20 protein-coding genes and 1 pseudogene are annotated in these 23,595 nt (G+C 72.7%); 7 read left to right on the top strand and 14 right to left on the bottom strand.

The annotated features are described in order from the left end of the window. Window positions 1–8: 8 nt before the first annotated feature. Window positions 9–839, top strand: a complete 831-nt coding sequence (locus tag AC5L34_RS23075) for a GDSL-type esterase/lipase family protein (protein ID WP_494826914.1) — start codon at window positions 9–11, stop codon at window positions 837–839. Window positions 840–904: 65 nt separating this feature from the next. On the opposite strand, the gene AC5L34_RS23070 is transcribed toward AC5L34_RS23075, so the two are convergent. Continuing rightward, complete coding sequence (locus AC5L34_RS23070; RefSeq protein ID WP_494826912.1) at window positions 905–1,381, bottom strand: winged helix-turn-helix transcriptional regulator; 477 nt, start codon at window positions 1,379–1,381, stop codon at window positions 905–907. A gap of 56 nt (window positions 1,382–1,437) precedes the next feature. On the opposite strand from AC5L34_RS23070, the gene AC5L34_RS23065 reads away from it, so the two are divergent. Beyond that, window positions 1,438–1,959 carry a PaaI family thioesterase gene (locus tag AC5L34_RS23065; protein WP_101409204.1) on the top strand — a complete coding sequence of 174 codons (522 nt, stop codon included), beginning with the start codon at window positions 1,438–1,440 and terminating at the stop codon, window positions 1,957–1,959. 97 nt (window positions 1,960–2,056) lie between these two features. On the opposite strand, the gene AC5L34_RS23060 is transcribed toward AC5L34_RS23065, so the two are convergent. The 3 genes from AC5L34_RS23060 to AC5L34_RS23050 form a co-directional block, all read right to left on the bottom strand. Then, window positions 2,057–2,989 carry an acyl-ACP desaturase gene (locus tag AC5L34_RS23060; protein WP_494826910.1) on the bottom strand — a complete coding sequence of 311 codons (933 nt, stop codon included), beginning with the start codon at window positions 2,987–2,989 and terminating at the stop codon, window positions 2,057–2,059. A 69-nt stretch (window positions 2,990–3,058) separates the two neighbouring features. Then, a complete protein-coding gene (hisS, locus tag AC5L34_RS23055; protein WP_441177248.1) occupies window positions 3,059–4,387 on the bottom strand; it encodes a histidine--tRNA ligase in 1,329 nt (442 codons plus the stop codon). An 85-nt stretch (window positions 4,388–4,472) separates the two neighbouring features. Continuing rightward, the gene (locus AC5L34_RS23050) at window positions 4,473–5,189 is read right to left on the bottom strand and encodes an MBL fold metallo-hydrolase (RefSeq protein WP_089001006.1); all 717 of its coding nucleotides are present in this window, start codon (window positions 5,187–5,189) and stop codon (window positions 4,473–4,475) included. A 325-nt stretch (window positions 5,190–5,514) separates the two neighbouring features. Here AC5L34_RS23050 and AC5L34_RS23045 point away from each other — a divergent pair, with 325 nt between their 5' ends. Together AC5L34_RS23045 and AC5L34_RS23040 are read left to right on the top strand one after the other, a co-directional pair. Next, entirely contained in the window at window positions 5,515–6,402 is an 888-nt protein-coding gene (locus AC5L34_RS23045; RefSeq protein ID WP_494826908.1) for a peptidylprolyl isomerase, read from the top strand. Between the two features lie 64 nt (window positions 6,403–6,466). Then, window positions 6,467–7,303: a peptidylprolyl isomerase gene (locus tag AC5L34_RS23040; RefSeq protein WP_441177246.1), complete on the top strand. Its 837-nt coding sequence runs from the start codon at window positions 6,467–6,469 to the stop codon at window positions 7,301–7,303. Window positions 7,304–7,399: 96 nt separating this feature from the next. Here the strand turns inward: AC5L34_RS23040 and AC5L34_RS23035 are convergent. From AC5L34_RS23035 to ruvC, 8 genes and pseudogenes are all read right to left on the bottom strand, one after another. Further along, window positions 7,400–9,730, bottom strand: a pseudogene (locus tag AC5L34_RS23035) (RelA/SpoT family protein); the annotation flags it as partial. Between the two features lie 353 nt (window positions 9,731–10,083). After that, the gene (locus tag AC5L34_RS23030; protein ID WP_441177245.1) at window positions 10,084–10,650 is read right to left on the bottom strand and encodes an adenine phosphoribosyltransferase; all 567 of its coding nucleotides are present in this window, start codon (window positions 10,648–10,650) and stop codon (window positions 10,084–10,086) included. A gap of 101 nt (window positions 10,651–10,751) precedes the next feature. Next, complete coding sequence (gene secF / locus AC5L34_RS23025) at window positions 10,752–11,945, bottom strand: protein translocase subunit SecF (protein ID WP_441177244.1); 1,194 nt, start codon at window positions 11,943–11,945, stop codon at window positions 10,752–10,754. A gap of 1 nt (window position 11,946) precedes the next feature. Beyond that, on the bottom strand, window positions 11,947–13,878 hold the full coding sequence (secD, locus tag AC5L34_RS23020; protein WP_441177243.1) for a protein translocase subunit SecD: 1,932 nt from the start codon (window positions 13,876–13,878) through the stop codon (window positions 11,947–11,949). 258 nt (window positions 13,879–14,136) lie between these two features. Then, entirely contained in the window at window positions 14,137–14,481 is a 345-nt protein-coding gene (yajC, locus tag AC5L34_RS23015) for a preprotein translocase subunit YajC (protein WP_172896543.1), read from the bottom strand. Window positions 14,482–14,619: 138 nt separating this feature from the next. Further along, a complete protein-coding gene (gene ruvB / locus AC5L34_RS23010; RefSeq protein WP_441177242.1) occupies window positions 14,620–15,690 on the bottom strand; it encodes a Holliday junction branch migration DNA helicase RuvB in 1,071 nt (356 codons plus the stop codon). Continuing rightward, the gene (ruvA, locus tag AC5L34_RS23005; protein WP_089001017.1) at window positions 15,687–16,289 is read right to left on the bottom strand and encodes a Holliday junction branch migration protein RuvA; all 603 of its coding nucleotides are present in this window, start codon (window positions 16,287–16,289) and stop codon (window positions 15,687–15,689) included. Before ruvA ends, ruvB begins: the two co-directional genes overlap by 4 nt. Next, window positions 16,286–16,813, bottom strand: coding sequence for a crossover junction endodeoxyribonuclease RuvC (gene ruvC, locus AC5L34_RS23000; RefSeq protein ID WP_089001018.1), 528 nt, complete (start codon window positions 16,811–16,813; stop codon window positions 16,286–16,288). Before ruvC ends, ruvA begins: the two co-directional genes overlap by 4 nt. A 193-nt stretch (window positions 16,814–17,006) precedes the next feature. Between ruvC and AC5L34_RS22995 the strand changes: the two genes are divergently transcribed. Beyond that, window positions 17,007–17,789, top strand: coding sequence for a 3-hydroxybutyrate dehydrogenase (locus AC5L34_RS22995; RefSeq protein WP_363902274.1), 783 nt, complete (start codon window positions 17,007–17,009; stop codon window positions 17,787–17,789). 14 nt (window positions 17,790–17,803) lie between these two features. Continuing rightward, window positions 17,804–19,723 (top strand): helix-turn-helix domain-containing protein, encoded by a 1,920-nt coding sequence (locus tag AC5L34_RS22990; RefSeq protein WP_494826903.1) that lies wholly within the window; start codon window positions 17,804–17,806, stop codon window positions 19,721–19,723. Window positions 19,724–19,804: 81 nt separating this feature from the next. On the opposite strand, the gene AC5L34_RS22985 is transcribed toward AC5L34_RS22990, so the two are convergent. Together AC5L34_RS22985 and AC5L34_RS22980 are read right to left on the bottom strand one after the other, a co-directional pair. After that, entirely contained in the window at window positions 19,805–20,413 is a 609-nt protein-coding gene (locus AC5L34_RS22985) for a TetR/AcrR family transcriptional regulator (RefSeq protein WP_101409189.1), read from the bottom strand. Between the two features lie 10 nt (window positions 20,414–20,423). Then, window positions 20,424–21,992: an MFS transporter gene (locus AC5L34_RS22980; RefSeq protein ID WP_494826901.1), complete on the bottom strand. Its 1,569-nt coding sequence runs from the start codon at window positions 21,990–21,992 to the stop codon at window positions 20,424–20,426. A gap of 827 nt (window positions 21,993–22,819) precedes the next feature. Between AC5L34_RS22980 and AC5L34_RS22975 the strand changes: the two genes are divergently transcribed. Next, window positions 22,820–23,419: a hypothetical protein gene (locus AC5L34_RS22975; protein WP_494826899.1), complete on the top strand. Its 600-nt coding sequence runs from the start codon at window positions 22,820–22,822 to the stop codon at window positions 23,417–23,419. Window positions 23,420–23,595 lie beyond the last annotated feature (176 nt).

Here is a 23,595-nt window from a genome sequence, read left to right as displayed (position 1 = left end):
AGGCCGCCATGAAGTCCGCCCGACGACTCCTCGCTCCCCTCGCCGCCCTCACCGCCCTCGTCCTGCTGGCCGCCAGCCCGGCCGCCGCCGACCCCGGTCCACCCCCGAACTCGATGGCCAGCCTCGGTGACTCGATCACCCGCGGCTTCAACGCCTGCGGCTGGTACAGCGACTGCACCTCCCGGTCCTTCAGCACCGGCGACTACTCCACCGTCAACAGCCAGTACCTGCGTATCCGCGCGAAGAACACGGCCATCAACGGGCGCAACCACAACGACGCGCGCAGCGGCGCGAAGTCCGCCGACATGTACGGCCAGGCCGGCACCGCCGTCAGCCAGGGCGTCGACTACGTCACCATGCTGATCGGCGCCAACGACGCCTGCACCAGCACGGAGGCGGCGATGACGCCGGTGACCACCTACCGCGCCAACATCGACGCCGCGCTCGGTCGCCTCAAGGCCGGGCTGCCCACTGCCCGGGTGCAGCTGATCAGCGTGCCGGACATCCAGCGGCTCTGGGCCGTCGGCAAGGACAGCGGCAGCGCCCGCAGCGCCTGGTCCCTGTTCGGCATCTGCCAGTCGATGCTGGCCAACCCGACCTCCACGGCGCAGGCGGACGTGGACCGGCGCAACCGGGTACGCCAGCGGGTCGTCGACTACAACACGCAGCTCGCCCAGGCCTGCGCCGCGTACGGGCCGAACTGCGACTTCGACGACAACGCCGTGTTCGGCTACCCGTTCACCCTCGGTCAGCTCTCCACCTGGGACTACTTCCACCCGAACGCCTCGGGCCAGCAGGTCCTGGCGAGCGTCTCGTACGCCGCCGGTTTCGGCTGGTAGCGGGCCCGACCGACGCGCGGGCGGCGACCGCCGTCCGCGCGTCGCGGCACGGGCCCGCCGGCGGTTCAGCCGGCGCGGCGGCGCGCCCCTGGCCCCGGTCGCGGCACCACGTCGCGCGGCCGGACGATCTCGTGGCCGCGCTCGCAGCGCAGCTCGACGCGGACCTCGGCGCCGCAGTCGCGGTGCGCGGCCGTCAACGGCGAGCCCTCCGGGTCGGCCAGGTAGCGGTCCCCCCAGCCGAGGACGGCGACCAGCACCGGCCACAGGTCGAGCCCCATCCCGGTCAGCCGGTACTCGTGGCGCTCGCGGCTGCCGGGCTCCCGGTAGGGCTCGCGCCGCAGGACGCCGCGCTCCACCAGCATCGCCAGCCGGTTGGCCAGCACCTGCCGGGGCACGCCGGTGCGCACCCGCATGTCGTCGAAGCGGCGGACGCCGTTGAAGACCTCGCGCAGGACCACGAGGGTCCACCGCTCGCCGAGAATCTCCATCGCGCGGGCGATGGTGCAGTTCTCCACCGACCAGTCCAGTGCCGCGGGTCTCATGCGCCCCAGGCTAGGTCTGATTGACAGACTCAGCAATGCGCTGCCAGGCTGAGTCCATGACACAGACGCAGGATCCGGCGCGCAGCCGTACCTTCTCGTGGTCCGACCCCGGCATCAACGCCGCGCACGTCGGCCGGCGCGGCGGCCTGGAACTGCTCCGCGCGATGATCGCCGGCGAGCTGGCGGCGCCGCCCATCATGCACCTGGTCGACATGTCCCGCATGGAGGCCGACGAGGGGTGGGTGGCCGTCGAACTCGTCCCGCAGGAGTTCCACTACAACCCGCTGGGCACCGTGCACGGCGGGGTCATCTCCACCCTGCTGGACACCGCCGCGGCGTGCGCGGTGCACACCACCCTGCCGGCCGGGGTCGGCTATACCTCGCTGGACCTGAACGTGAAGTTCCTCCGCCCGGTCACCGTCGCGAGCGGCACCCTGCGCTGCGAGGGCACCGTCCTGCAGAGCGGCCGCCGCACGGCCCTGGCCGAGGCGAAGCTGCTCGACGCGAAGTCGCGCCTGGTCGCCCACGCCACCTCGACCTGCCTCCTCTTCCCCCTGGAGACCCCGCCCACCGAGTAGTCGGATCATGCAGTTGTGGTGCCGGGATCCTGGTGGTCCAGGTGTTCCGTCCCCCGCCACAACTGCGTGATCGACGGCCCTGTCGCGAGGGTCGGGGTCAGCGGGAGGCGAGGCGGGCGGCGCGGGCGTCGCGCTTCTCCTCGAAGCGGGACGCGGCGCGCTCCAGGTCGTCCAGGTGCGCCGCGATCTGGTCGCGGGCGGCCTCGCCGTCGGCGTCGAGCCCCGTCACGTTGAAGACGTCCCACTGGCGCAGCACCGGCGCCACCACGTCGTCGCGGTGCTGGCGCAGGTCGTAGATGCCGGCGAGGGCGATCGCCACGGACTTGCGGGCGAAGCCGTCGATGCCGTTGCCGGGCATCTGGAAGTCGGCCACCACGTCGGCCACCGCCCGCATCGCCTGGCTCGGCGCCAGCTCGAAGGCGGCGGCCAGCAGGTTGCGGTAGAAGACCATGTGCAGGTTCTCGTCGGCCGCGACCCGGGCCAGCAGCGCCTCGCACGCCGGATCCCCGGTGACCCGACCGGTGTTGCGGTGCGAGATACGGGTGGCCAGCTCCTGGAACGAGACGTACGCCAGGGAGTGCAGCACCTCGTCGTCGTGCACGTTGGCGTAGCCGGCGGACATGTGCGTCATCCGGGCCCGCTCCAGCGCCACCGGGTCCACCGCCCGGGTGACGGTGAGGTAGTCGCGGATGGCGGTGCCGTGGCGGCCCTCCTCGGCGGTCCACCGGTGCACCCACGTGCCCCAGGCGCCGTCGCGGCCGAACAGGGTGGCGATCTCGTGGTGGTACGAGGGCAGGTTGTCCTCGGTCAGCAGGTTGACGATCAGCGCGGTACGGGCCACGTCGGGGATCGTCGAGTCGGACTCCGACCACGCCTCGCCGCCCAGCGGGCCGTTGAAGGTGCGCCCCTCGCTCCACGGCACGTACTCGTGCGGGAACCACTCCTTGGCGACGGCCAGGTGCCGGTCGAGGTTCTTCTCGACGACGGGTTCCAGTTCGAGGAGCAGGGCGGTCTGGCTGAGTGCGGTCACGACGATCTCCCTACGGTGGCGTAACTTACGCCACCGTAGGTCCGATCGCGCGTACGCGCCAGTAATGTCTCAGCTGATCAGCGGCCTGAGGTCCGCCCGGGGCGGCGTCCACTCCCCCGCCGCCGCGGCGACCTGCTCGCCGGAACGGATGTCCTTCACCTCGTCGGCCGCGCCGTCCGCCCCGGGGAACCAGACGTACGGGATGCCCCGCCGCTCGGCGTAGCGGATCTGCTTGCCGAACTTCGCCGCGCTCGGCGACACCTCGGTCGGTACGCCCCGCGAGCGCAGCGCCTCGGCCACCCGGTTGCTGGCGGCACGCCGCTCCTCGCTGGTCACCGCGACGAGGACGCAGGTCGGCACGTCGCGCGACACCGACAGCGCCCCGGCGCCGAAGAGCAGCCCGAGCAGCCGGGTCACCCCGATCGAGATGCCCACCCCGGGGAAGCGGGTGGCGCCGGCGCTGGCCAGGTTGTCGTACCGGCCGCCGGAGCAGATCGAGCCGAAGCGCTCGTAGCCGACGAGCTGCGTCTCGTAGACGGTGCCGGTGTAGTAGTCCAGGCCACGGGCGATGCGCAGGTCGGCCACGCACAACCCCGGCGAGTGCGCGGCGGCCGTCTCGACGACCCGGACCAGCTCCTCGACGCCCTCGTCGAGCAGCGGGTCGCTGACGCCCAGGGCGCGTACGGCGTCCGCGAAGGAGGCGTCCGGCGCGGAGATCTCCGCCAGCGCCAGACACCCCTTCGCCTGTGCCTCGCTCGCCCCGGCGGTCTGCGCCAGCAGCTCGGCCACCTTCGCCGGGCCGATCTTGTCGAGCTTGTCCACCGCGCGCAGGGCCGCCTCGGGGTCGGTCAGCCCGATGCCCCGGTAGAAGCCCTCGCAGATCTTGCGGTTGTTGACCTGGATCTTCACCGGCGGGATCGGCAGCGAGCGCAGCGCGTCGCCGATCACCAGCGGCATCTCGGCCTCGTGGTGCGCCGCGAGGGTGTCCCGGTCGACGATGTCGATGTCAGCCTGGAGGAACTCGCGGTAGCGCCCCTCCTGCGGCCGCTCACCCCGCCACACCTTCTGGATCTGGTAGCGGCGGAACGGGAACTGGAGCTTGCCGGCGTTCTCCAGCACGTAGCGGGCGAACGGCACGGTCAGGTCGAAGTGCAGGCCGAGCGCGTCGTCGCCGGCCGGGCCGTCGGTGTCGGCCTGAAGGCGCCGGATCAGGTAGACCTCCTTGGAGGTCTCCCCCTTGCGCAACAGCTGGTCCAGCGGCTCCACCGCGCGGGTCTCCAGCGGGGCGAAGCCGTACAACTCGAAGGTGTCGCGGATCTTGTCGAGGACGTACTGCTCGATCATCCGCTGCGCGGGCGTCCACTCCGGGAAGCCGGAGATGGGCGTGGGCTTGCTCATGATGCTCCGTTCGCGGTCCCGCGCTTCTCGGCGCGGGCGAAGAGTCGGCGCGGCCGGCCACGGCCGCGGGAGTCGGTGCGGCCGGTCAGAGGCCGCGGGCGGGGGCCGCCGGTCGCGCGCCGCCACCCGCCACCTCGACGAGGTACGGGTTGGTCGCGCGCTCGCGGCCGATGGTGGTCGCGGGGCCGTGGCCGGGCAGCACGACGGTGTCGTCGGCCAGCGGGAGGATCTTGTCCCGGAGGCTGGTGACCATCCTCGTCATGCTGCCGCCCGGCAGGTCGGTGCGGCCGATGGAGCCGGCGAACAGGACGTCGCCGGAGAGGCAGAGCTGATCCGCCTCCCAGGACGAGCCAGCGGCCGGCAGTCGGAAGAGCACCGACCCGCCGGTATGGCCCGGGGCGTGGTCGACGGTGATCTCCAGCCCGGCGAGGGCGAGCGTGGCGCCGTCGGTCAGCTCGGCCACGTCCTCCGGCTCGGTGTACGGCAGCCGCCCGCCGAAGAGCGCCCTGAGATCCGCCGACAGCCCCTTGGCGGGGTCGGCGAGCATCTCCCGGTCGCCGGGGTGCACGTACGCGGTGATGCCGCGCGCGCCGCAGACCGGCGCCACCGAGAACGTGTGGTCGAGGTGGCCGTGGGTGAGCAGGACGGCGGCCGGGTGCAGCCGATGCTCGGCCAGCAGGGCGTCGAGCCGGTCGAGCACCCCGATGCCGGGGTCGACCACCACGCACTGCTCCCCCGGCGCGGCGGCCACCACGTAGCAGTTGGTGCCGAAGGCGTCCGCGGGAAAGCCGGCCACGAGCACGTCCGCTCCCCTTCCGTCGAATCCGTTGCCTGTCAGCAGCCTATCGGGCGGGGCGACCGGGTTCTGCGCGTGCGTCCGGGGCGTCCCGCGTGGCGCCGACCCGGGCCCCGTCCCGGGCACCGGGTGCGGCGGCGATCGCGTGCGTCCCGTGGGCCCCACCGGGCGCAGTGACGCGTTCCGATAAACCCGGCCCGGACCTCGTACACCACTTTCCCAGCCGGTAGCCGTACACTCTGGCGGGCGTGTGGCGTGGCGCACCCGCCGTCGAACGGGCGCAGGACGCCCGACCACCGGTGACGACCAGGGTAGAGGAAGGGGAGCACGGGTGGCTTCCAGCAGGGACCGGCAGCGCAAACTGGCGCGGGCCAAGCTCGACCGGCAACTCGCCCGCCGGGCCGCCGCCGTCAGACGCCGCCGGCAGATCCAGGCCGGTGTCGGCGTCGCCGTCGTGCTCGTGCTCATCGTGGCCGGCTCGGCGTGGGCGCTGGGCGCCTTCGACGACGAGCCGAAGGAGAACACGGCCACCGAGGACGTCTGCCTGTGGACCCCGCAGGACGCCACCGCGAACACCAACCTCAAGGACGTCGGCACCCCGGCGACCCAGGGGCTGCCCACCGACGGCGTACGCCCGATGACCGTCACCACCAACCAGGGCGCGCCGATCACCGTCGAGCTGGACCTGGCCGGCGCCCCCTGCGCGGCGGCGAGTATCGCCCACCTGGCCAGCCGGTCGTTCTACGACAACACCAAGTGCCACGAGATCACCGCCGAGGGCGCGGTGCGCTGCGGCGACCCCAGCGGCACCGGGCTCGGCGGCCCCACCTACTCGTTCTACGACGAGAACGTCCCCACCGCGCCGTCGCCGTCGGCGAGCCCGGCGGCCGGCCAGCCCGCGACCTACCCGAAGGGCACGGTCGCGATGGTCGCCAACCCGCCGGGCGCCAACGGCAGCCAGTTCCTGATGTTCTTCAAGGACTTCACGACCGCCGACCCGAAGTACCCGATCATCGGCCGGGTCACCGGCGGGATCGACGTGCTGGCGAAGATCGGTGCCAAGCCGACCGTGGACAATGGGACCGGGGCCAAGGTCAAGCCCAAGGACGACGACGTGGTCGTGCAGAGCCTGACCGTCGGTGAGCCCGGGGCGCAGGCGGCCTCGGCGCCGACGCCGCCCGCCTCGGGCGCTCCGGCGGCCAGCCCGAGCGCCGGCTGACCCGGCCGCCCCACCAACCTCAGCGGCACCGACCGCGCCACAGACAGCCCAGGAGGATCCAGGCGTGACGTCCACCAGAGAGCGGCAGCGCGCGGCGGCGCGCGCCCGGCTCGAGAAGGAGATGGCCGAGCGCGCGGCCAGGGCCCGCAAGCGCCGGCAGACCCAGGCGATCGTGGGGGCCGCTTCGGTCCTGGTCCTCGTCGTCGCCGGCACGGTCTGGCTCGTCACCGCCCTCGGTGACGACGACAAGACCGACACCGCCGGCCCGGCGGCCGGCAACGTGCAGTGCGCCTGGACCGAGGTCCCCACCGACCAGCGGTCCCCGCAGATCAAGGACGTCGGGCTGCCGCCCGTGCAGCAGTCGGCCACGGGCACCCAGACGATGACGATCGACACCGACCTGGGCCCGATCACCGCCACGATCGACCGGGCGGCGGTGCCCTGCACCGCGGGCAGCTTCACCCACCTGGCGGAGAAGAACTTCTTCGACAACAGCAAGTGCCACCGGCTGGTGACCGAGGGCATCAAGGTGCTCCAGTGCGGTGACCCGAGCGCGACGGGCAAGGGCTGGCGCCAGACCGACGGCACCGGCGGCCCGAGCTACCGGCTCGCCGAGGAGAACCTGCCCACCGACAAGCGGCCCCCGTACCCGGAGGGCGTGATCGCGATGGCCAACTCGGGCCAGCCGGGCAGCACGGGCAGCCAGTTCTTCATCGTCTACGGCGACTCGCCGCTGGAGCCGAAGTACACCGTCCTGGGCACCATCACCGGCGGCATGGACCTCGTCAAGCAGGTCGCGGCGGCGGGCGACGACAAGGCGTTCGCGAAGCAGGCCGGTGGCGGCCACCCGAAGAAGGAAGTCACCATCAAGAAGCTCACCATGAGCGCCCCCCAGGGCTGAACCACACCCCAGCCGTACGACGAGCGCCCGCCGGCAGTGCCGGCGGGCGCTCGTCGTTGCGCTGTCCCTCCCGCGGTAGGCGGGCGGGAGGGCGGGTCAGGCGCCGGAGGTGACGCGGTAGGCGTCGAAGACGCCGTCGACCTTGCGGACCGCGGCCAGCAGGTGGCCCAGGTGCTTCGGGTCGGCCATCTCGAAGCTGAACCGGCTCACCGCCACCCGGTCGCGCGTGGTGGTGACCGTGGCGGAGAGGATGTTCACCCGCTCCTCGGAGAGCACCCGGGTCACGTCGGCCAGCAGCTTGTGCCGATCCAGCGCCTCGACCTGGATGGCGACCAGGAAGGTCGACGCCGAGGTGAGCTTCCAGCTAACCTCCACCACCCGCTCGGCCTGCGCCCGCAGGTCCTCGGCGTTGGCGCAGTCGTCGCGGTGCACGCTGACTCCGCCGGAGCGGGTGACGAAGCCGAAGACCGAGTCCGGCGGCACCGGCGTGCAGCAGCGCGCCAGCTTGATCCAGACGTCGCTGACCCCGCGCACCACCACGCCCGGGTCGGCGCTGCTCTGCCGGCTGCGCGGCGGCCGGGTGGCGACGGCGGTCTCGGCGATGTCCTCCGCCGCGCCCTCCTCGCCGCCGTACGCGGCCATCAGCTTCTGCACCACCGACTGGGCGGAGACCTGGCTGTCGCCGACGGCGGCGTAGAGCGAGGCGACGTCGGCGAGGTGCAGGTCGCGGGCGATCGCCATCAGCGCGTCGGAGGTGAGCATCCGCTGCAACGGCATGCCCTGCTTGCGCATCGCCTTGACGATCGCGTCCTTGCCGGCCTCGATCGCCTCCTCGCGCCGCTCCTTGTTGAAGTACTGCCGGATCTTCGTACGCGCCCGCGGGCTCTTGACGAAGCCCAGCCAGTCCTGCGTCGGGCCGGCCGTGTCGGACTTCGAGGTGAAGATCTCGATCACGTCGCCGTTGGACAGCGTCGACTCCAGCGGCACCAGCTTGCCGTTGACCCGCGCCCCGATGCACTTGTGCCCCACCTCGGTGTGCACCGCGTACGCGAAGTCCACCGGCGTCGAACCCGTCGGCAGCGGGATGACGTCGCCCTTCGGGGTGAAGACGTACACCTCCTGGCTGGACAGGTCGAAGCGCAGCGCGTCGAGGAACTCGCTCGGATCGGCCGCCTCCCGCTGCCAGTCCAGCAGTTGGCGCAGCCACGTCATCTCGTCGATGTGCGCCGGCGGGCCGACGATCTGGGTGCCCTTGTGCTCCTTGTACTTCCAGTGCGCGGCGATGCCGAACTCGGCGGTGCGGTGCATCGCGTACGTGCGGATCTGCATCTCGACCGGCTTGCCGGTGGGCCCGATGACCGTCGTGTGCAACGACTGGTACATGTTGAACTTGGGCATCGCGATGTAGTCCTTGAACCGGCCCGGCACCGGCTGCCAGTTGGCGTGGATCACGCCAAGCGCCGCGTAGCAGTCGCGCACCGTGTCGACCAGGATCCGCACCCCGACCAGGTCGTAGATGTCGTTGAAGTCGCGACCCCGCACGATCATCTTCTGGTAGATCGAGTAGAGGTGCTTCGGCCGCCCGGTCGTCTCCGCCTTGATCTTGGCGGCCTTCAGGTCCGTCTGCACCTTCTGGGTGACCTGGCGCAGCAGCGCCTCGCGTTGCGGCTGGTGCTCCCCGATGAGGCGGTTGATCTCCTCGTAGCGCTTCGGGAAGAGCGTGCCGAACGCGAGATCCTCCAGCTCCCACTTGATCGTGTTCATGCCCAGCCGGTGGGCCAGCGGGGCCAGGATCTCCAGCGTCTCCTTCGCCTTCTGCTCCTGCTTCGGGCGGGGCAGGAAGGTGAGGGTACGCATGTTGTGCAGCCGGTCGGCCAGCTTGATCACCAGCACCCGCGGGTCCTTGGCCATCGCGACGACCATCTTGCGGATGGTCTCGGCCTTGGCCGCGTCGCCCAGCTTGACCTTGTCGAGCTTGGTCACCCCGTCGACCAGCAGCGCCACCTCGCCGCCGAAGTCGGCGCGCATCTGGTCGAGGGTGTATTCCGTGTCCTCGATCGTGTCGTGCAGGAGCGCGGCGACCAGGGTGGTGGTGTCCATGCCCAGGTTGGCCAGGATCGTGGCGACCGCGAGCGGGTGGGTGATGTAGGGGTCGCCGGACTTGCGGTACTGCCCGGAGTGCCAGCGGGCCGCCGTGTCGAAGGCGCGCTGGAGCAGCCGCGCGTCCGCCTTGGGGTGGGCGTCGCGGTGGGTCGAGATCAGCGGCTCCAGCACCTCGCTGACCTGCGAGGACTGCCAGGGCGCGTTGAACCGCGCCAGCCGCGCCCGGACCCGGCGGCCGGTGGGCGCGGTGGAGAGCGCGAAGCCGGCGCTCGGAATGTGGTCGCCGATGACGTCGGCGGGGAACGGGAGCACGACCCCCTCGGTCGCCGCGCCCGCGTCGCCGCCCGCCGCGAGCGGCGTGTCGGGGCGTACGGGATCGACCGCGCCGGTCGCGCCGGACGTCTTCTCCGGGGCCTGCGCGTCACCGTTCCGTGCGGTCACCGAGCCGTCCGCGTCGCCTGTCGGGTGCACCGTGCCCTCCACCGGAGGGGCGACATCGTGGGACACCGGCCTCCTCACCGCTCGCCGGGAAGTCACCGACCGTGAGCCGGCCGGCCTGGTCTCGCGCCGCCCGGACGGGTCCCGCCCGGTCAGCAAAGGGCAATGCTACCCGCACGCACGGTGCCCCGCCGCTCCGCCGGACGGTCCGCGCCGGGTCGGCCCGACGGTCGGCCGGCTCAAACGGTCAACAGGGCATGCACCGGACGCGGCGCCAGCCGCTCCCGGCCGCCGAGGAAGCCGAGCTCCAGCAGGACGGTGAAACCGGCCACCGTCCCGCCGGCCCGCTCCACCAGGTCCAGCGTCGCCTCGGCCGTACCGCCCGTGGCCAGCACGTCGTCGACCACCAGCACCCGGTGCCCGGCGGTGAAGGCGTCCTCGTGCACCTCCAGCGTGGCCTCGCCGTACTCGAGGGCGTAGGAGGCCGAGTGCGCCGGGCGGGGCAGCTTGCCGGCCTTGCGCACGGGCACCACCCCGACCCCGCTGGCGTACGCGATGGCCGCCGCGACCACGAACCCGCGCGCCTCGATGCCGACGACGACGTCGAACGAGTCCCGCCCGTGGTACGCCACGATCCCGTCGATCACCTCGCGGAACACGTCGCCGTCGGCGAACAGCGGCATCAGGTCCTTGAACATGACGCCGGGCTTCGGGAAGTCGGGCACGTCGAGCACCCGGCTGGCGACCAGCGCGGCGGCGCTAGGGCCGCTGTCTCCCCGTACCCCGGTGCTGTGGGTCTCCGTCACGGCAGTTCCGTTTCCCTTCACGACGACGGCGTCCTGCATGCTGCTCGCACAGCATGAAGGACGCCGTCGGATCGGTTCCTACCGGGTCTGCCCGGCCCAGCTCAGCGCCGCTTGCCGCCACCCGGGCGGTTGCCACCGCCGCCGGCCGGCCGGCCGCCCCGGGCGCCGGTCGGGCGCTTCCCGGCCGGTCGGGCACCCACTCGCGGCGCGGCACCGGCCAGCTCGGCCGACTCCGGGTCGACCGGCTCGTCGTCGGCCTCCGCGGTGCGCGGGGCGGCGCCCCTCGGGGTGACCTCGCCACGGGCGACGGCACCCCGGCGGGCCAGCACCCGCTTGTTGTGCGCCTGGATGCGCGGCTCGTAGTTCTTGAGCAGCACCAGCAGCGGCGTGGCCAGCAGGATCGAGGTCAGGAACGCCACCGCCATACCGACGAAGAGCACCAGGCCGAGGTCCTTCAGGGTGCCCGCGCCGAGCAGGCCGGCACCGATGAAGAGCAGACCGCCGACCGGCAGCAGCGCGACCACCGAGGTGTTCAGCGACCGCATGAGGCTCTGGTTGATGGCCAGGTTGGCCGCCTCGCCGTACGTCTGGTTGTTGTTGGCGGTGATGCCGCGCGTGTTCTCCTGCACCTTGTCGAAGACCACCACCACGTCGTAGAGCGCGAAGCCCAGGATCGTGAGGAAGCCGATGACCGTCGACGGGGTGACCTCGAAGCCGACCAGCGAGTAGATGCCGGCGGTCAGGATCAGGTTCATGATCAGCGAGGTGACGGCGGCGACCGCCATCCGCCACTCGAAGCGCAGGATCAGGTAGATCATCACCACCGCGATGAAGATGACCAGACCGAGCAGCGCCCGGGAGGTGACCTGGCTGCCCCACGCCTCGCTGACCTGGTTGCCGCTGATGGTGGCGGCGTCGATGCCGAACTCGTCGGCGATCTCGGTCTTGACGGCGTTGGCCTGCTCGGTGTCGAGCTGGGTGGTGCGCACCTCGTAGAACTCGCCGCCGGTGCCGCCGACCTTCTGCGTGGTGACGACCTTGGCGTCGCCACCGGCCGCGGCCAAGGCCTCCTGGACCTTCACCTCGGTCTGCTCCAGCGTGCCGACGCTGGCCGGGATCTGGAACGAGTTGCCGCCGGCGAACTCGATGCCGAGGCTGAAGCCGCGCAGCCCGAAGCTGAGCGCCGACAGCAGGACCAGCGCGAGCGCCACGCTGAACCAGACCTTGCGCCGGCCGATGATGTCGAGGCCGGCCTCGCCGCGGTAGAGGCGGCTCGCGAGACCACTCTTTGCCATCTCAGGCCTCCTTCACGCGCTGGTTGCGGGGCTTGGCCGGCTCGGCCGTCCGCGGCGGGAGCGCCCGACCGAGGCCGCTGACCCGTGGGGACAGGAACGCGGAGGTGCGGGCGAACATCGTCATGATCGGGTGCCGGAAGAGGAAGACCACGACCAGGTCCAGCACCGTGGCCAGGCCGAGGGCGAAGGCGAAGCCCTTCACCGCGCCGACCGAGACCACGTAGAGCACCACCGCCGACATCAGCGTGATCGCGTTGGCCGAGATGATCGTGCGGCGGGCCCGGATCCACGCGCGCGGCACCGCGCTGCGCGGGCTGCGGCCCTCCCGGATCTCGTCCTTGAGTCGCTCGAAGTAGATGACGAACGAGTCCGCCGCCACACCCAGCGAGACGATCATGCCGGCGATGCCGGCGAGGGTGAGGGTGAAGCCGATCTGCCGGCCCAGCACCACCAGCGCGCCGAAGACCAGCAGCGCCGAGAGGATCAGGCTCAGGAAGATGACCGAGCCGAGCAGGCGGTAGTAGAAGAACGAGTAGATGATGACCAGCGCCATGCCGATGCCCGCCGCGAGCAGACCGGCCCGCAGGTGGCTGGCGCCCAGGGTGGCGGTGACGTTCTGCTGCTCCTGCGGCTCGAAGGTCACCGGCAGCGCGCCGTAGCGCAGCTGGCCGGCCAGGGTGCTGGCGTCCTTCTGGGTGAAGTTGCCGGTGATCTGCGAGTTGCCCGTCAGCACGCCCTGGATCTCGGGCGAGGAGACGATCTCGTTGTCGAGCACGACGGCGACGCGGCACTTGCCGTCCTGGCCGAGGGCGGTGGCGTCGCAGGCCTGGCCCTCGTTGTTGAACGCCTCGCGGGTCAGGTTGGTCCACTTGTCCTGGCCGGCCCCGCTGAAGTCGAGGCTGACGACCCACTGGCTGGTCTGGTCCAGCACCGCGCTGGCGTCCTCGACGTCGGTGCCGAGCACCTTCGCCTGGTCGAGCAGGTACTTCGCGGCGCCGTCCTCGCAGGCCACCACCTGCTGGTCGGGGGCGGAGATGGAGGCCGGCGGGCGCTTGTCGAGCTGGGCGCAGCCGATCTGCGGCACGTTGAACTGCATCGTCGCCGGCAGCACCGCGACCTCACGCGCGTCGAGGCCCGCGAACGGCTTGAGCTTCTCCGCCAGCGACGGGTCGGCGGTCAGATCGGCCGGGGCCTGGAGACCGCTGGCGGCGGCCCAGGCGGCGGCGCCGACCTTCTGCTGGACGGCCTTGCGCTGCTCCTCGACGCTCTGCGGCACGGGCTCGCCGCTGGCGCTCGGCGTCGGGGTGGCGGCGCCGGCCGAGGGGGTGGTGCTCGGCGCGGCCGACGCGCTGGCGCTCGGGGCCGGCGCCATGCCGCCCTGACCGCCGCTCGGCGACGCGGTCGCCTTCGGCGCGGCGCTGCCCGACGGGGCGGCGCTGCCGGAGGGCTTCGCGCTGCCCGACGGGGCCGGGGTGGCGCTTCCGGAGGGGGCCGGGGTGGCGGCGGGCGGCGGGGCGGTGGCCGCGCCGCTGCCGTCGGCGGCCTTGAGGACCTTGCGGAAGCGCAGCTCGGCGGCGCTGCCCACCTCGGTCAGGTCGCGGTTCTCACCGGGCAGGGAGATCACGATGTTGCGGTTGCCCTCGGTGACCACCTCGGCCTCGGCGACGCCGAAGGCGTTGACGCGGCTCTCGATGATCTGGCGGGCCTCTTCGAGGTTCTCCGCCGTGGGGGGCTGGCCGTCGACGCTGTTGGTCGCCTCCAGCGTCAGCCGGGTGCCGCCGACGAGGTCCAGGCCGAGCTTGGGCTCGAGCCGGTCCTTCAAGCCGCCGCTGGCGCCGCCCGCGAAGAACACCAAAAGATAGAGGACGACGAAGATGAGCCCGAGCACGGCCAGTTGCCGTCCGGGGCGCATCTGTCCCTGAGGTGGTGCCACGGCTGTCCTGTCTCCCTGTACGGTCGCGCCGCTGGTGCGGCGGGTGTCGGCCGGTCCGGCCGGCGGGTCCGACGGGCCGGCGTCGGAGGCCGGCATCCGGCTCCGGGGCTCGGCGCGGGGGCGCCGGGCGGAACGGGACGAGCCGGCTTCCGGCGTCGGGCCCAACTATCCAGTTTTCACGTCGCCTCCGCTGCCCCGTCGGGGAAAGTCGTCACCGGAGTGCGGCGACCACCACCCCCGTGCGGGCGGGAGCGACCGTCACTCCTTGACGACGTCCGCGTCCTCGGTGACCGGCTCGTCGGCCGGGCGCTCCGCCTGGCTGACGACCCGGGCGATGGCCGGACGGGCGTAGCGGGTCTGCACACCGGGCGCGACCTCGAGCAGGACGGTGTCGTCGTCCACGCCGGTGACCGTGCCGTAGAGCCCACCGATCGTGACCACCTCGTCGCCCGGGGCGAGGGCGGACTGCATGGACTCCGCCTCACGGCGGCGCTTCTGCTGGGGGCGGATCATCATGAAGTACATGACGCCGAAGAGCAGAGCGATCATGAGGATCGGCGTCAGGCTGCCGGCACCCCCGCCGCCCTCTGCTGCGTAAAGCACGGTGAAAGACCTTCCCATTGGCCGCCGTCCCGGCGCGGGCGCGCCGGAGCGGAGGCGGATTCTCACGTCCTGTACAGACCGGCGCGAGTCTAATCCCTGCACCTGGGAACGCCGAATGCGGCACAGATCACGTTCACATCACGGCTGATCGGCGTCCACCGAGAACAGATCGGGCACGGGAGGGGCATCAGTGCCAAATGTACCATTCGGGGGCGTACGGCCCAGGTGCCGCCAGGCGGCCTCGGTCGCGACCCGGCCCCGGGGCGTACGGGCCAGCAGGCCGGCCCGGACCAGGAACGGCTCGCAGACCTCCTCCACCGTGTCGGGCTGCTCGCCCACCGCCACCGCCAGGGTGGACAGGCCGACCGGCCCGCCCCGGAACGAGTCGACCAGCGCGGTCAGCACCGCCCGGTCCAGCCGGTCCAGCCCCAGCGCGTCGACGTCGTACACCGTGAGGGCGGCCCGGGCGGTCTCCAGGGTGACCACGCCGTCGGCCCGGACCTCGGCGAAGTCACGGACCCGCCGCAGCAGCCGGTTGGCGATGCGGGGCGTGCCCCGGGAGCGGCCGGCCACCTCGGCGGCGCCGTCGTCGGTGATCGGCACGCCGAGGATCCGGGCCGAGCGGCGCAGCAGCACCTCCAGGTCGGCCGGCGAATAGAAGTCGAGGTGCGCGACGAAGCCGAACCGGTCGCGCATCGGGCCGGTCAGCAGGCCGGAGCGGGTGGTCGCGCCGACCAGGGTGAACGGCTCGACGTCGAGCGGGATCGCCGTCGCGCCCGGGCCCTTGCCGACGATCACGTCGACCCGGAAGTCCTCCATCGCGCTGTAGAGCAGTTCCTCGGCCGGCTTGGCGATGCGGTGGATCTCGTCGATGAAGAGGACGTCGCCCTCGGCGAGGCTGGTCAGGATCGCCGCCAGGTCGCCCGAACGCTCGATCGCCGGGCCACTGGTCACCCGGATGCCCGAGCCCAACTCGGCGGCGACGATGTTGGCCAGGGTCGTCTTGCCCAGGCCGGGCGGCCCCGACAGGAGGATGTGGTCGGGCGGGGAGCCGCGCCGCATCGCGCCCTGCAGCAGCAGGTCGAGCTGGTCGCGCACGCGGTGCTGGGCGATGAACTCCTCCAGCCGCTTCGGCCGTACGGTGGCCTCCGCGTCCAGGTCGGCGTCGTGCACGTACGCGGAGACCAGCCCGCCGTCGGGGCCCGTCACCGGGTGCGACCCAGCAGCCGGATGGCCTGCTTGAGCAGGACCGGCACCGGCGGGACGTCACCGTCGACGGTCTCCGCCACCGCGGCCACCGCCTGGTCGGCCTGCCCGGCCGTCCAGCCGAGCCCGACCAGCGCCTGCCGGACCTGCTCGGGCCAGGCCCCGCCGGTGACCCCGGCCGCGCCGTCGGCGCCGACCGGCACCGGGCCGACGCGGTCGCGCAGCTCCAGCACCAGGCGCTCCGCGCCCTTCTTGCCGATGCCGGGCACCCGGGTCAGCGCGGCGGTGTCGGCGTTGGCGATCGCCTTGCGCACCGCGTCGGGGGTGTGCACGGCGAGCACCGCCTGGGCCAGCCGGGGGCCGACGCCGCTGGCGGTCTGGAGCAGTTCGAACAGCTGCTTGGCGTCGTCGTCGGCGAAGCCGTAGAGGGTCAGCGAGTCCTCCCGCACGACCAGGCTGGTGGCCAGCCGGGCGGGCTGGCCGATCCGCAGGTCGGCGAGGGTGCCGGGGGCGCACTGCACCGCCAGGCCCACCCCGCCGACCTCCACCACGGCGTGGTCCGGACCGGTCGCGGTCACCACCCCGCGCACGCTGGCGATCATCTGGCTCCTCCTCGTCGTACCCGGTCGGCCGCGGCGGCCAGCTTGGAGCGCGTCCCGCCGCGCCACACGTGACAGATGGCCAGGGCGAGGGCGTCGGCGGCGTCGGCCGGCTTCGGCGGCTCGGCCAGCCGCAGCAGCCGGGTCACCATGGCGGTCATCTGCGCCTTGTCGGCCTGGCCGGAACCGGTCACGGCCGCCTTCACCTCGCTGGGCGTGTAGGTCTGCACGGGCAGTCCGGCACGGGCGCCCGCGAGCACGGCGATCCCGCTGGCCTGGGCGGTGCCCATCACCGTGCGGACGTTGTGCTGGCTGAAGACCCGCTCCACCGCGACGCTGTCGGGCCGGTGCTCGGCGACCAGGTCGGTGAGCGAGCGGTCCAGGTGCAGCAGGCGCAGCGGCAGCTCGTCGGCCGGGTCGGTGTAGACGACGTAGTAGGCGACCAGCGTGCAGGGTCGCCCCGGCACGCCCTCGACCACGCCGACCCCGCACCGGGTCAGCCCCGGGTCGACGCCCAGCACCCGCACGCCGCCTCCTCCCCCAGCCGCCAGCAGTACGTGTGTTCGACACCCTACCGAGCCGGGCGACACCCCGCCGCCGGGGACACGCCGGGCGCGCCGACACGCCGCCCGGGGAGCGCGGCAGCCACACACTCCGGCCGCCGAGTATGTGTCGCCGGCCCATGTGCGCCCGCACACACAGCTCGTAACTTCATGCGCCATGACGGCAGAACCCGTGGCGGTCCCCCACGTCGTACACGTCGACCTCGCTGGTCGTACCGCCCTGGTGACCGGGGGCGGCAGCGGCATCGGCCGGGCGTGCGCCCTGCGGCTGGCCGCCGCCGGCGCCGACGTCCTGGTGGTGGACCGCAACATCGAGGCGGCCAAGGCGGTGGCGGCGGAGGCCGGCGGGCGGGCCGAGGGCGTGGACCTGGCCGACCCGGACGCGGTGGACCGGCTCGACGCCGACGTGGACATCGTGGTGAACAACGCGGGCCTGCAACACGTGGCGCCGGTGCAGGAGTTCCCGGCGGAGCGCTTCGCCCACCTGCACCGGGTGATGGTGGAGGCGCCGTTCCTGATCATCCGCCGGGCCCTGCCGCACATGTACGCCCGGGGCTGGGGCCGCATCGTGAACATCTCCTCGGTGCACGGGCTGCGCGCCTCGCCGTACAAGTCGGCGTACGTCTCCGCCAAGCACGCGCTGGAGGGGCTGTCGAAGGTGGTCGCGCTGGAGGGCGCCCCGCACGGCGTCACCGCCAACTGTGTCAATCCGGCGTACGTGCGCACGGCGCTGGTGGAGAGCCAGATCGCCGACCAGGCCGCCAGCCACGGCATCCCGGAGGCCGAGGTGGTCGAGAAGATCATGCTGGCGCGGGCGGCGATCAAGCGGCTGATCGAGCCGGAGGAGGTGTCCGAGCTGGTGGCGTACCTCTGCTCCCCGCCGGCGGCGTTCATCACGGGCGCGTCCATCGCGCTCGACGGGGGCTGGACGGCCAACTAGTGGCAAGCCGCACAATGTCGGTCATGTCGTCACCGGTGGAGTTCCTGGAGCTGCTCGCCCGCGAGGCCGCCGCGGTGGAGTTCGAGGGGCCGCTCATCGCCGCGCGCGCCGCCGGCGTGCCGCCGGAGCGGCTCGCCGAGCTGGAGCAGGCCAAGACGGTGGCGCTGCGGGTCCGCGCGCTGCTGGAGCGTCGCCGCCGCCGGGAGGTCGAGCTCTCCGGGCTGTACGACACGGTCAGCGACCTGGCCGGGCTGCGCGACCTGGACGACGTGCTGCGCGCGATCGTGCACCGGGCGCGCAACCTGCTCGGCGCGGACGTCGCCTACATGACCCTCGACGACGACGAACGCGGCGACACCTACATGCGGGTCACCGACGGCTCGGTCTCCGCCCGCTTCCAGCAGCTGCGGCTGCCTATGGGCGCCGGCCTCGGCGGCCTGGTGGCCCAGTCCGGCGCCCCGTACGTCACCGCGAACTACCCGGAGGACGACCGCTTCCACCACACCGGCGAGATCGACGCCGGGGTGGGCGAGGAGGGCCTGGTGGCCATCCTCGGGGTGCCGCTGCGGCTCGGCTCGACCTCGATCGGGGTGCTCTACGCGGCCAACCGCTCCGCCCGGCCGTTCGTCCGGGAGGAGGTGGCGCTGCTGGTGTCCCTCGCCGCGCACGCGGCGGTGGCGATCGACACCGCGCGGCTGCTCGCGGAGACGCGGGCGGCGCTGGAGGAGCTGTCGGCGGCGAACACCACGATCCGCGCGCACAGCAGCTCGGTGGAGCGGGCCGCGGCGGCGCACGACCGGATGACCGCGCTGGTGCTGCGCGGCGGCGGCGTGGAGGACGTCGCCTCGGCGGTCACCGACGTGCTCGGCGGGGCGCTGCTGGCGCTCGACGCGGAGGGCCGGCTGCTGGCCCGGGTCGGCGAGATCGAGGAGCCGGACCGGGCGGACATGGTGGAGGCGGTGGCCGCGTCGCGTACGGAGGGCCGCAGCGTGCGCCGGGGCCGGCTCTGGTACGCGGCCGTGGTGGCGGGGGCGGAGAACCTGGGCGCGCTGGTGCTGCGCCCCGACGACGAGCTGGTCGACGCCGACCAGCGGATCCTGGAGCGGGCGTCGCTGGTCACGGCGCTGCTGCTGCTGTTCCGGCGTACCGTCGCCGAGGCGGAGGGGCGGGTCCGGGGCGAGCTGCTCGACGACCTGATCGCCCGGCCGCTGCGGGACACGGACGCGCTGCGTAGCCGGGCCCGCCGCCTCGGGGTGGACCTGGACGCCCCGCACGTGCTGGTGGCGGTCGGCGACGACGCGATCGCCGCGACCGGCTCGGCCCGGCAGCGGGTGCTCTCCTGGGCCACCACGTACGCCTCGACGCGCGGCGGGCTGGCGGCGGCCCGCGACGGGCGGGTGGTGCTGATGCTGCCCGGTCAGGACGCGGGCGGCAGCGCGCGGGCGGTGGCCCGGGACCTGTCGCGGGTGACCGGGCGGCCGGTGACCGCCGGGGCGAGCGGCCCGTCGACGGGCCCGGCGTCGCTGGCCGCGACGTTCGCCGAGGCGGAGCGGTGCCTGACCGCCCTCGGTGCGCTGGGCCGCTCGGGTCAGGGGGCGAGCACGGCCGAGCTGGGCTTCGTCGGTCTGCTGCTGGGCGCGGTCGGCGACGGCGGCGACAAGGACGTCAACCGGTTCCTGACCGCCACCGTCGGGCCGGTCGTCGACTACGACGCCCGGCGGGGCACCGCGCTGGTGAAGACGCTGGAGGCGTACTTCGGGGTGGGCGGCAGCCTGGCGCGCGCCGCCGAGTTGCTGCACGTGCACGTCAACACCGTCACCCAGCGGCTGGAGCGGGTCGGGCAGCTGCTCGGCGCGGACTGGCAGAAGCCGGAGCGGGCGCTGGAGGTGCAGCTGGCCCTGCGCCTGCACCGCCTGCGTACGCCCGCCGCCTGACCACCCGCCGCCTGACACCCGCCGGCGGCGCCTGACCGCCGGCCCACCTGAGCGCCGGCCGCCTCGCCGCGCGGCGGCCCGTCAGCGGGCGCGGATGCCGTCCAGTACGCCGTCGACGATGCGCTGCGGCAGGGTCGGCTCGTCGAGGTCGGGGTGCCACCGCATGACGCGCTGCACCAGCATCGGGCCGGTCAGCATCGCCATGACCACCTCGACGTCGAGATCGGCGCGCAGCTCGCCGCAGCGCACGCCGCGCCGCAGCACCTCGCGCATCATCTCGCGCCGGGGCTCGATGATGTTCTGGTAGAGCTGGTACTGCTCGGGGCTGCGGTTGACCTCCGGCACCAGGCAGGGCATGATCCGCGCCGCCCGTGGGTCGATGTGGTGACCGACCGCCCCGACCAGCAGGATCAGGTCGTCGCGCACCGAGTGGCCGGCGGGCTCCGGCGGGGTGCCCTTGAGCCTCCGCAGGGCGTCGCGCAGCAGCGCTTCCTTGCCGGGCCAGCGGCGGTAGATGGTGGCCTTGCCGACCCCGGCGCGGGCGGCGATCGCCTCGATCGAGATCGCCTCGATCGTGCTGCCGTCGGCCAGCAGGTCGAGGGTGGCCTCGACGATCGCCTCGTCCGCGCGGACGCTCCTCGGCCGCCCGGGGGGCCGAGGAGCGTCGGCGGGGGAAGTCATGTCGGACATTGTGGCGAGGCTAGGCGGTGCCGGCCAACTCGGCCTCCCCCACCGACGCCGGCTCCCCCGGCCGCGCGGCGGGACGGCCGGGCATCCAGCGCAGCACCACCACGATGCCGAGGGCGGCAGTAGCGGCGGCGAGGCCCGCCGCCCAGTGCATCGCGGCCAGGAAGGCGTCGTCGGCGACCGCGATCAGCTGCGGCGCCGCCGGCCCGAGCTGACCCGCGGCGGCGTACGCGCCGGAGATGGACTCGCCGGCCGCCTCGCTCGCCCCGGCGGGCAGGTCCCGCAGGGCTGACTCGACGTCGGCCCGGTAGACCGCGGAGAGCACCGATCCGAGCACCGCCACGCCGAGCGCGCCGGCCACCTGCCGGATCGTGTTGCTGACCGCCGAGCCGACGCCGGCCTTCTCCCGGGGCAGCGCGGACATGATCGATTCCGTGGCCGGGGGCATGATGTTGGCCATCCCGGTGCCCTGGAGGAAGAAGACGACGAGCACCACCCAGATCGGGGTGGTCGCGTCGACGAAGGCGAACACGCCGAGCGCGGCCACGGTCAGTGCCAGCCCCACCGTCGCGACCGCCCGGCCGCCGTAGCGGCGGACCATCGCCGCGCTGCTCGGGGCGAAGATGAGCTGGGCCGCGGCGAAGGGCAGGTAGAGCAGGCCGGTCTCCAGGGGGCTGAACCCGCGCACCAGTTGCAGGTAGAACGAGCTGAAGAACATGACGCCCGTCGCGGCGAAGAAGATCAGCCCGACGATGGCCACCGGAGCAGCGAAGCGGGGCACCCGGAACAGCCGTACGTCCAACGACGGGTGGTCGCTGCGCCGCTCGTACGCCACGAACCAGGCCAGCACCGCCAGCCCGCCGAGGATCGCGGCCCAGACCACCGGGCGGCCGAAGCCGTGCTCGCCGCCGTCGATGATGCCGTACGTCAACGCCACGAGCCCGACCACCGACAGCAGTACGCCGACGACGTCGACGCGGCCCGGATCCGGGTCCCGCGACTCCGGCACGAGCAGCGCCACCAGCACCACACCGAGCGCCACCACCGGCGCGTTGATCAGGAACACCGAGCCCCACCAGTAGTGCTCCAGCAGGGCGCCGCCGAGGATCGGGCCGATGGCCACGGCCAGTCCGACCGCGCCGGCCCAGACGCCGATCGCCCGGCCCCGCTCGCGGGGGTCGAACACGTTGGAGATGATCGAGAGCGTGACCGGCATGATGGCCGCACCGCCGACGCCCATCAGCGCGCGGGCCGCGATCAGTTGCGCGGGGCTCTGCGCGTACGCCGACAGCACCGACGCCAGCCCGAAGAGCACCAGACCGATCAGCAGGAAGCGCTTGCGCCCGGCGCGGTCGCCGAGGACGCCGAAGGTGAACAGCAGGCCGGCGAAGACCAGCGTGTAGGAGTTGATCGACCACTCCAGCTCGCCCTGGCTCGCGCCGAGGCCGTGCACCGGGTCGGCGAGCGTACGCAGCGCGACGTTGAGGATCGTGTTGTCCAGGACGACCACGAGCAGGCTGATCACCAGCACCCCGAGGATCGCCCACCTCCTCGGGTGTCCCGTGTGCTCGTGCGGCGGCATCAGCGTTCTCCCCCCGGCCCCGTTTCGATACGGGCCAGACTCGTAATCCGGGTGTGAGCGTAGGCGGGCGATTATCGATACGGAACCGGTTCGTATCTTATGTGACGGCGGTCACCCCTGTCCTCTTCACGGTTGCGCTACGCCGCTCGGGTGGGTTGCGCGGGCGCGTGTCGTGTCGGCGGGTGTGGGCGTCGGACGGCTGCGACGGGTCGGGGTCCGGATCCGGGAAGATCTTGGTAGGAAGGTGCCCCTCCAGGGGCCGGTATCTACCAAGATCTGCGGCGAGTCGCCGCCGCATCCGAATGCGCGGGGTGTCCGGTGTCGTGGCGGGGTGTCCGGATGGCTTGGTCGGGTCTGGCGGTGTGCAGGTTTCGGTTGGCTGGTGGTGTCCGGTTTGGGGGTGTGGTCGGGGGCATCGTGGGGGCGGAATCGTGGGCGGGGCGGGGTCGTTACACCCTGCGTACGACCGAGCAAGGCCACACGCCAGGCCCCCCCGGCGGGCGAGCGCCAAGGCGATGCCGCCCCGACGCGATGGCGGGCCCCGGGGCCCGGAATGTTGGCGGGCCGGTGGTCGTTACACATGGTCCGGCCGACGTGAGGGCATCCCCCCGCCCCGCGAAACAGCCGGCCTCTTCCGAGCCGCACAGGTTCGAGCATCCGGCCGGGCACGGCCGACCTGATCTTTCCTCCAGCGAGACGCCGGAGATCCCTCCGGTTCGGCTGGAGATCCCCTGATCTTCTTGGGCGCCGGACGGTGCTTGCACCCGCGCGAAAGCCGATCCCCCTTTTCGGCGTGTGGGTGCCAACCCCCGAATGGAGCATCTGTGATGAACACGATCATCCGTAACAGCGTTCTCGGTATCGCCGGTCTCGCGTTCGCCGGTGGTGTGGCCGCCGGCCCGATGACCGACACCACCCACACCCCGAGCGTGGACACCACGGCTGTCGCCGTCGCCGCCGTGCAGGCCGACAAGCCGTCGGTCGACAAGGCGAAGCTGATTCCGCACGGTGTGCAGGGTGCGCAGTCGCGCATCGACCTGTCCGACGAGCAGGTCGCCAACGTCAAGGCGATCATCGCGGCGACGAAGAAGGCCGGCATGGACGAGCGCGCCGCCGTCGTCTCCATCGCGACCGCCCTGCAGGAGTCGAAGCTGGAGAACCTGGGTCACCTGGGTGACCGCAACGACCACGACTCGCAGGGCCTGTTCCAGCAGCGCCCGTCCTCCGGGTGGGGCACGGTCGAGCAGATCACCGACCCCGAGTACTCGACCACCGCGTTCCTCAAGGGCCTCAAGCAGGTCGACGGGTGGCAGGACATGCCCCTGACCAAGGCCGCGCAGACGGTGCAGGTGTCGGCGTACCCGGACCACTACGCCCAGTGGGAGCAGCAGGCCGCCGACCTGGTCGCCGAGCACTGGAACAGCTGACACAGAACCACGGACACCGAACCGCGGACACCGACTTTCCACCACAAGGGGGATCGCTGGCCGGCACCCGAACCCGGGGTGCCGGCCAGCGGCACGTTCATTGACCTTTCCGCGAAGGGCTTGACCTCAAGTTCGGATGAGGTTCGAGGATCTCAGTCGGGATCCACGGTCTCCGA

This window comes from Micromonospora sp. ZG13, assembly GCF_059359355.1.
The sequence above is the reverse complement of the archived record's forward strand: the minus strand, read 5'-3'. Positions and strand labels throughout refer to the sequence as shown.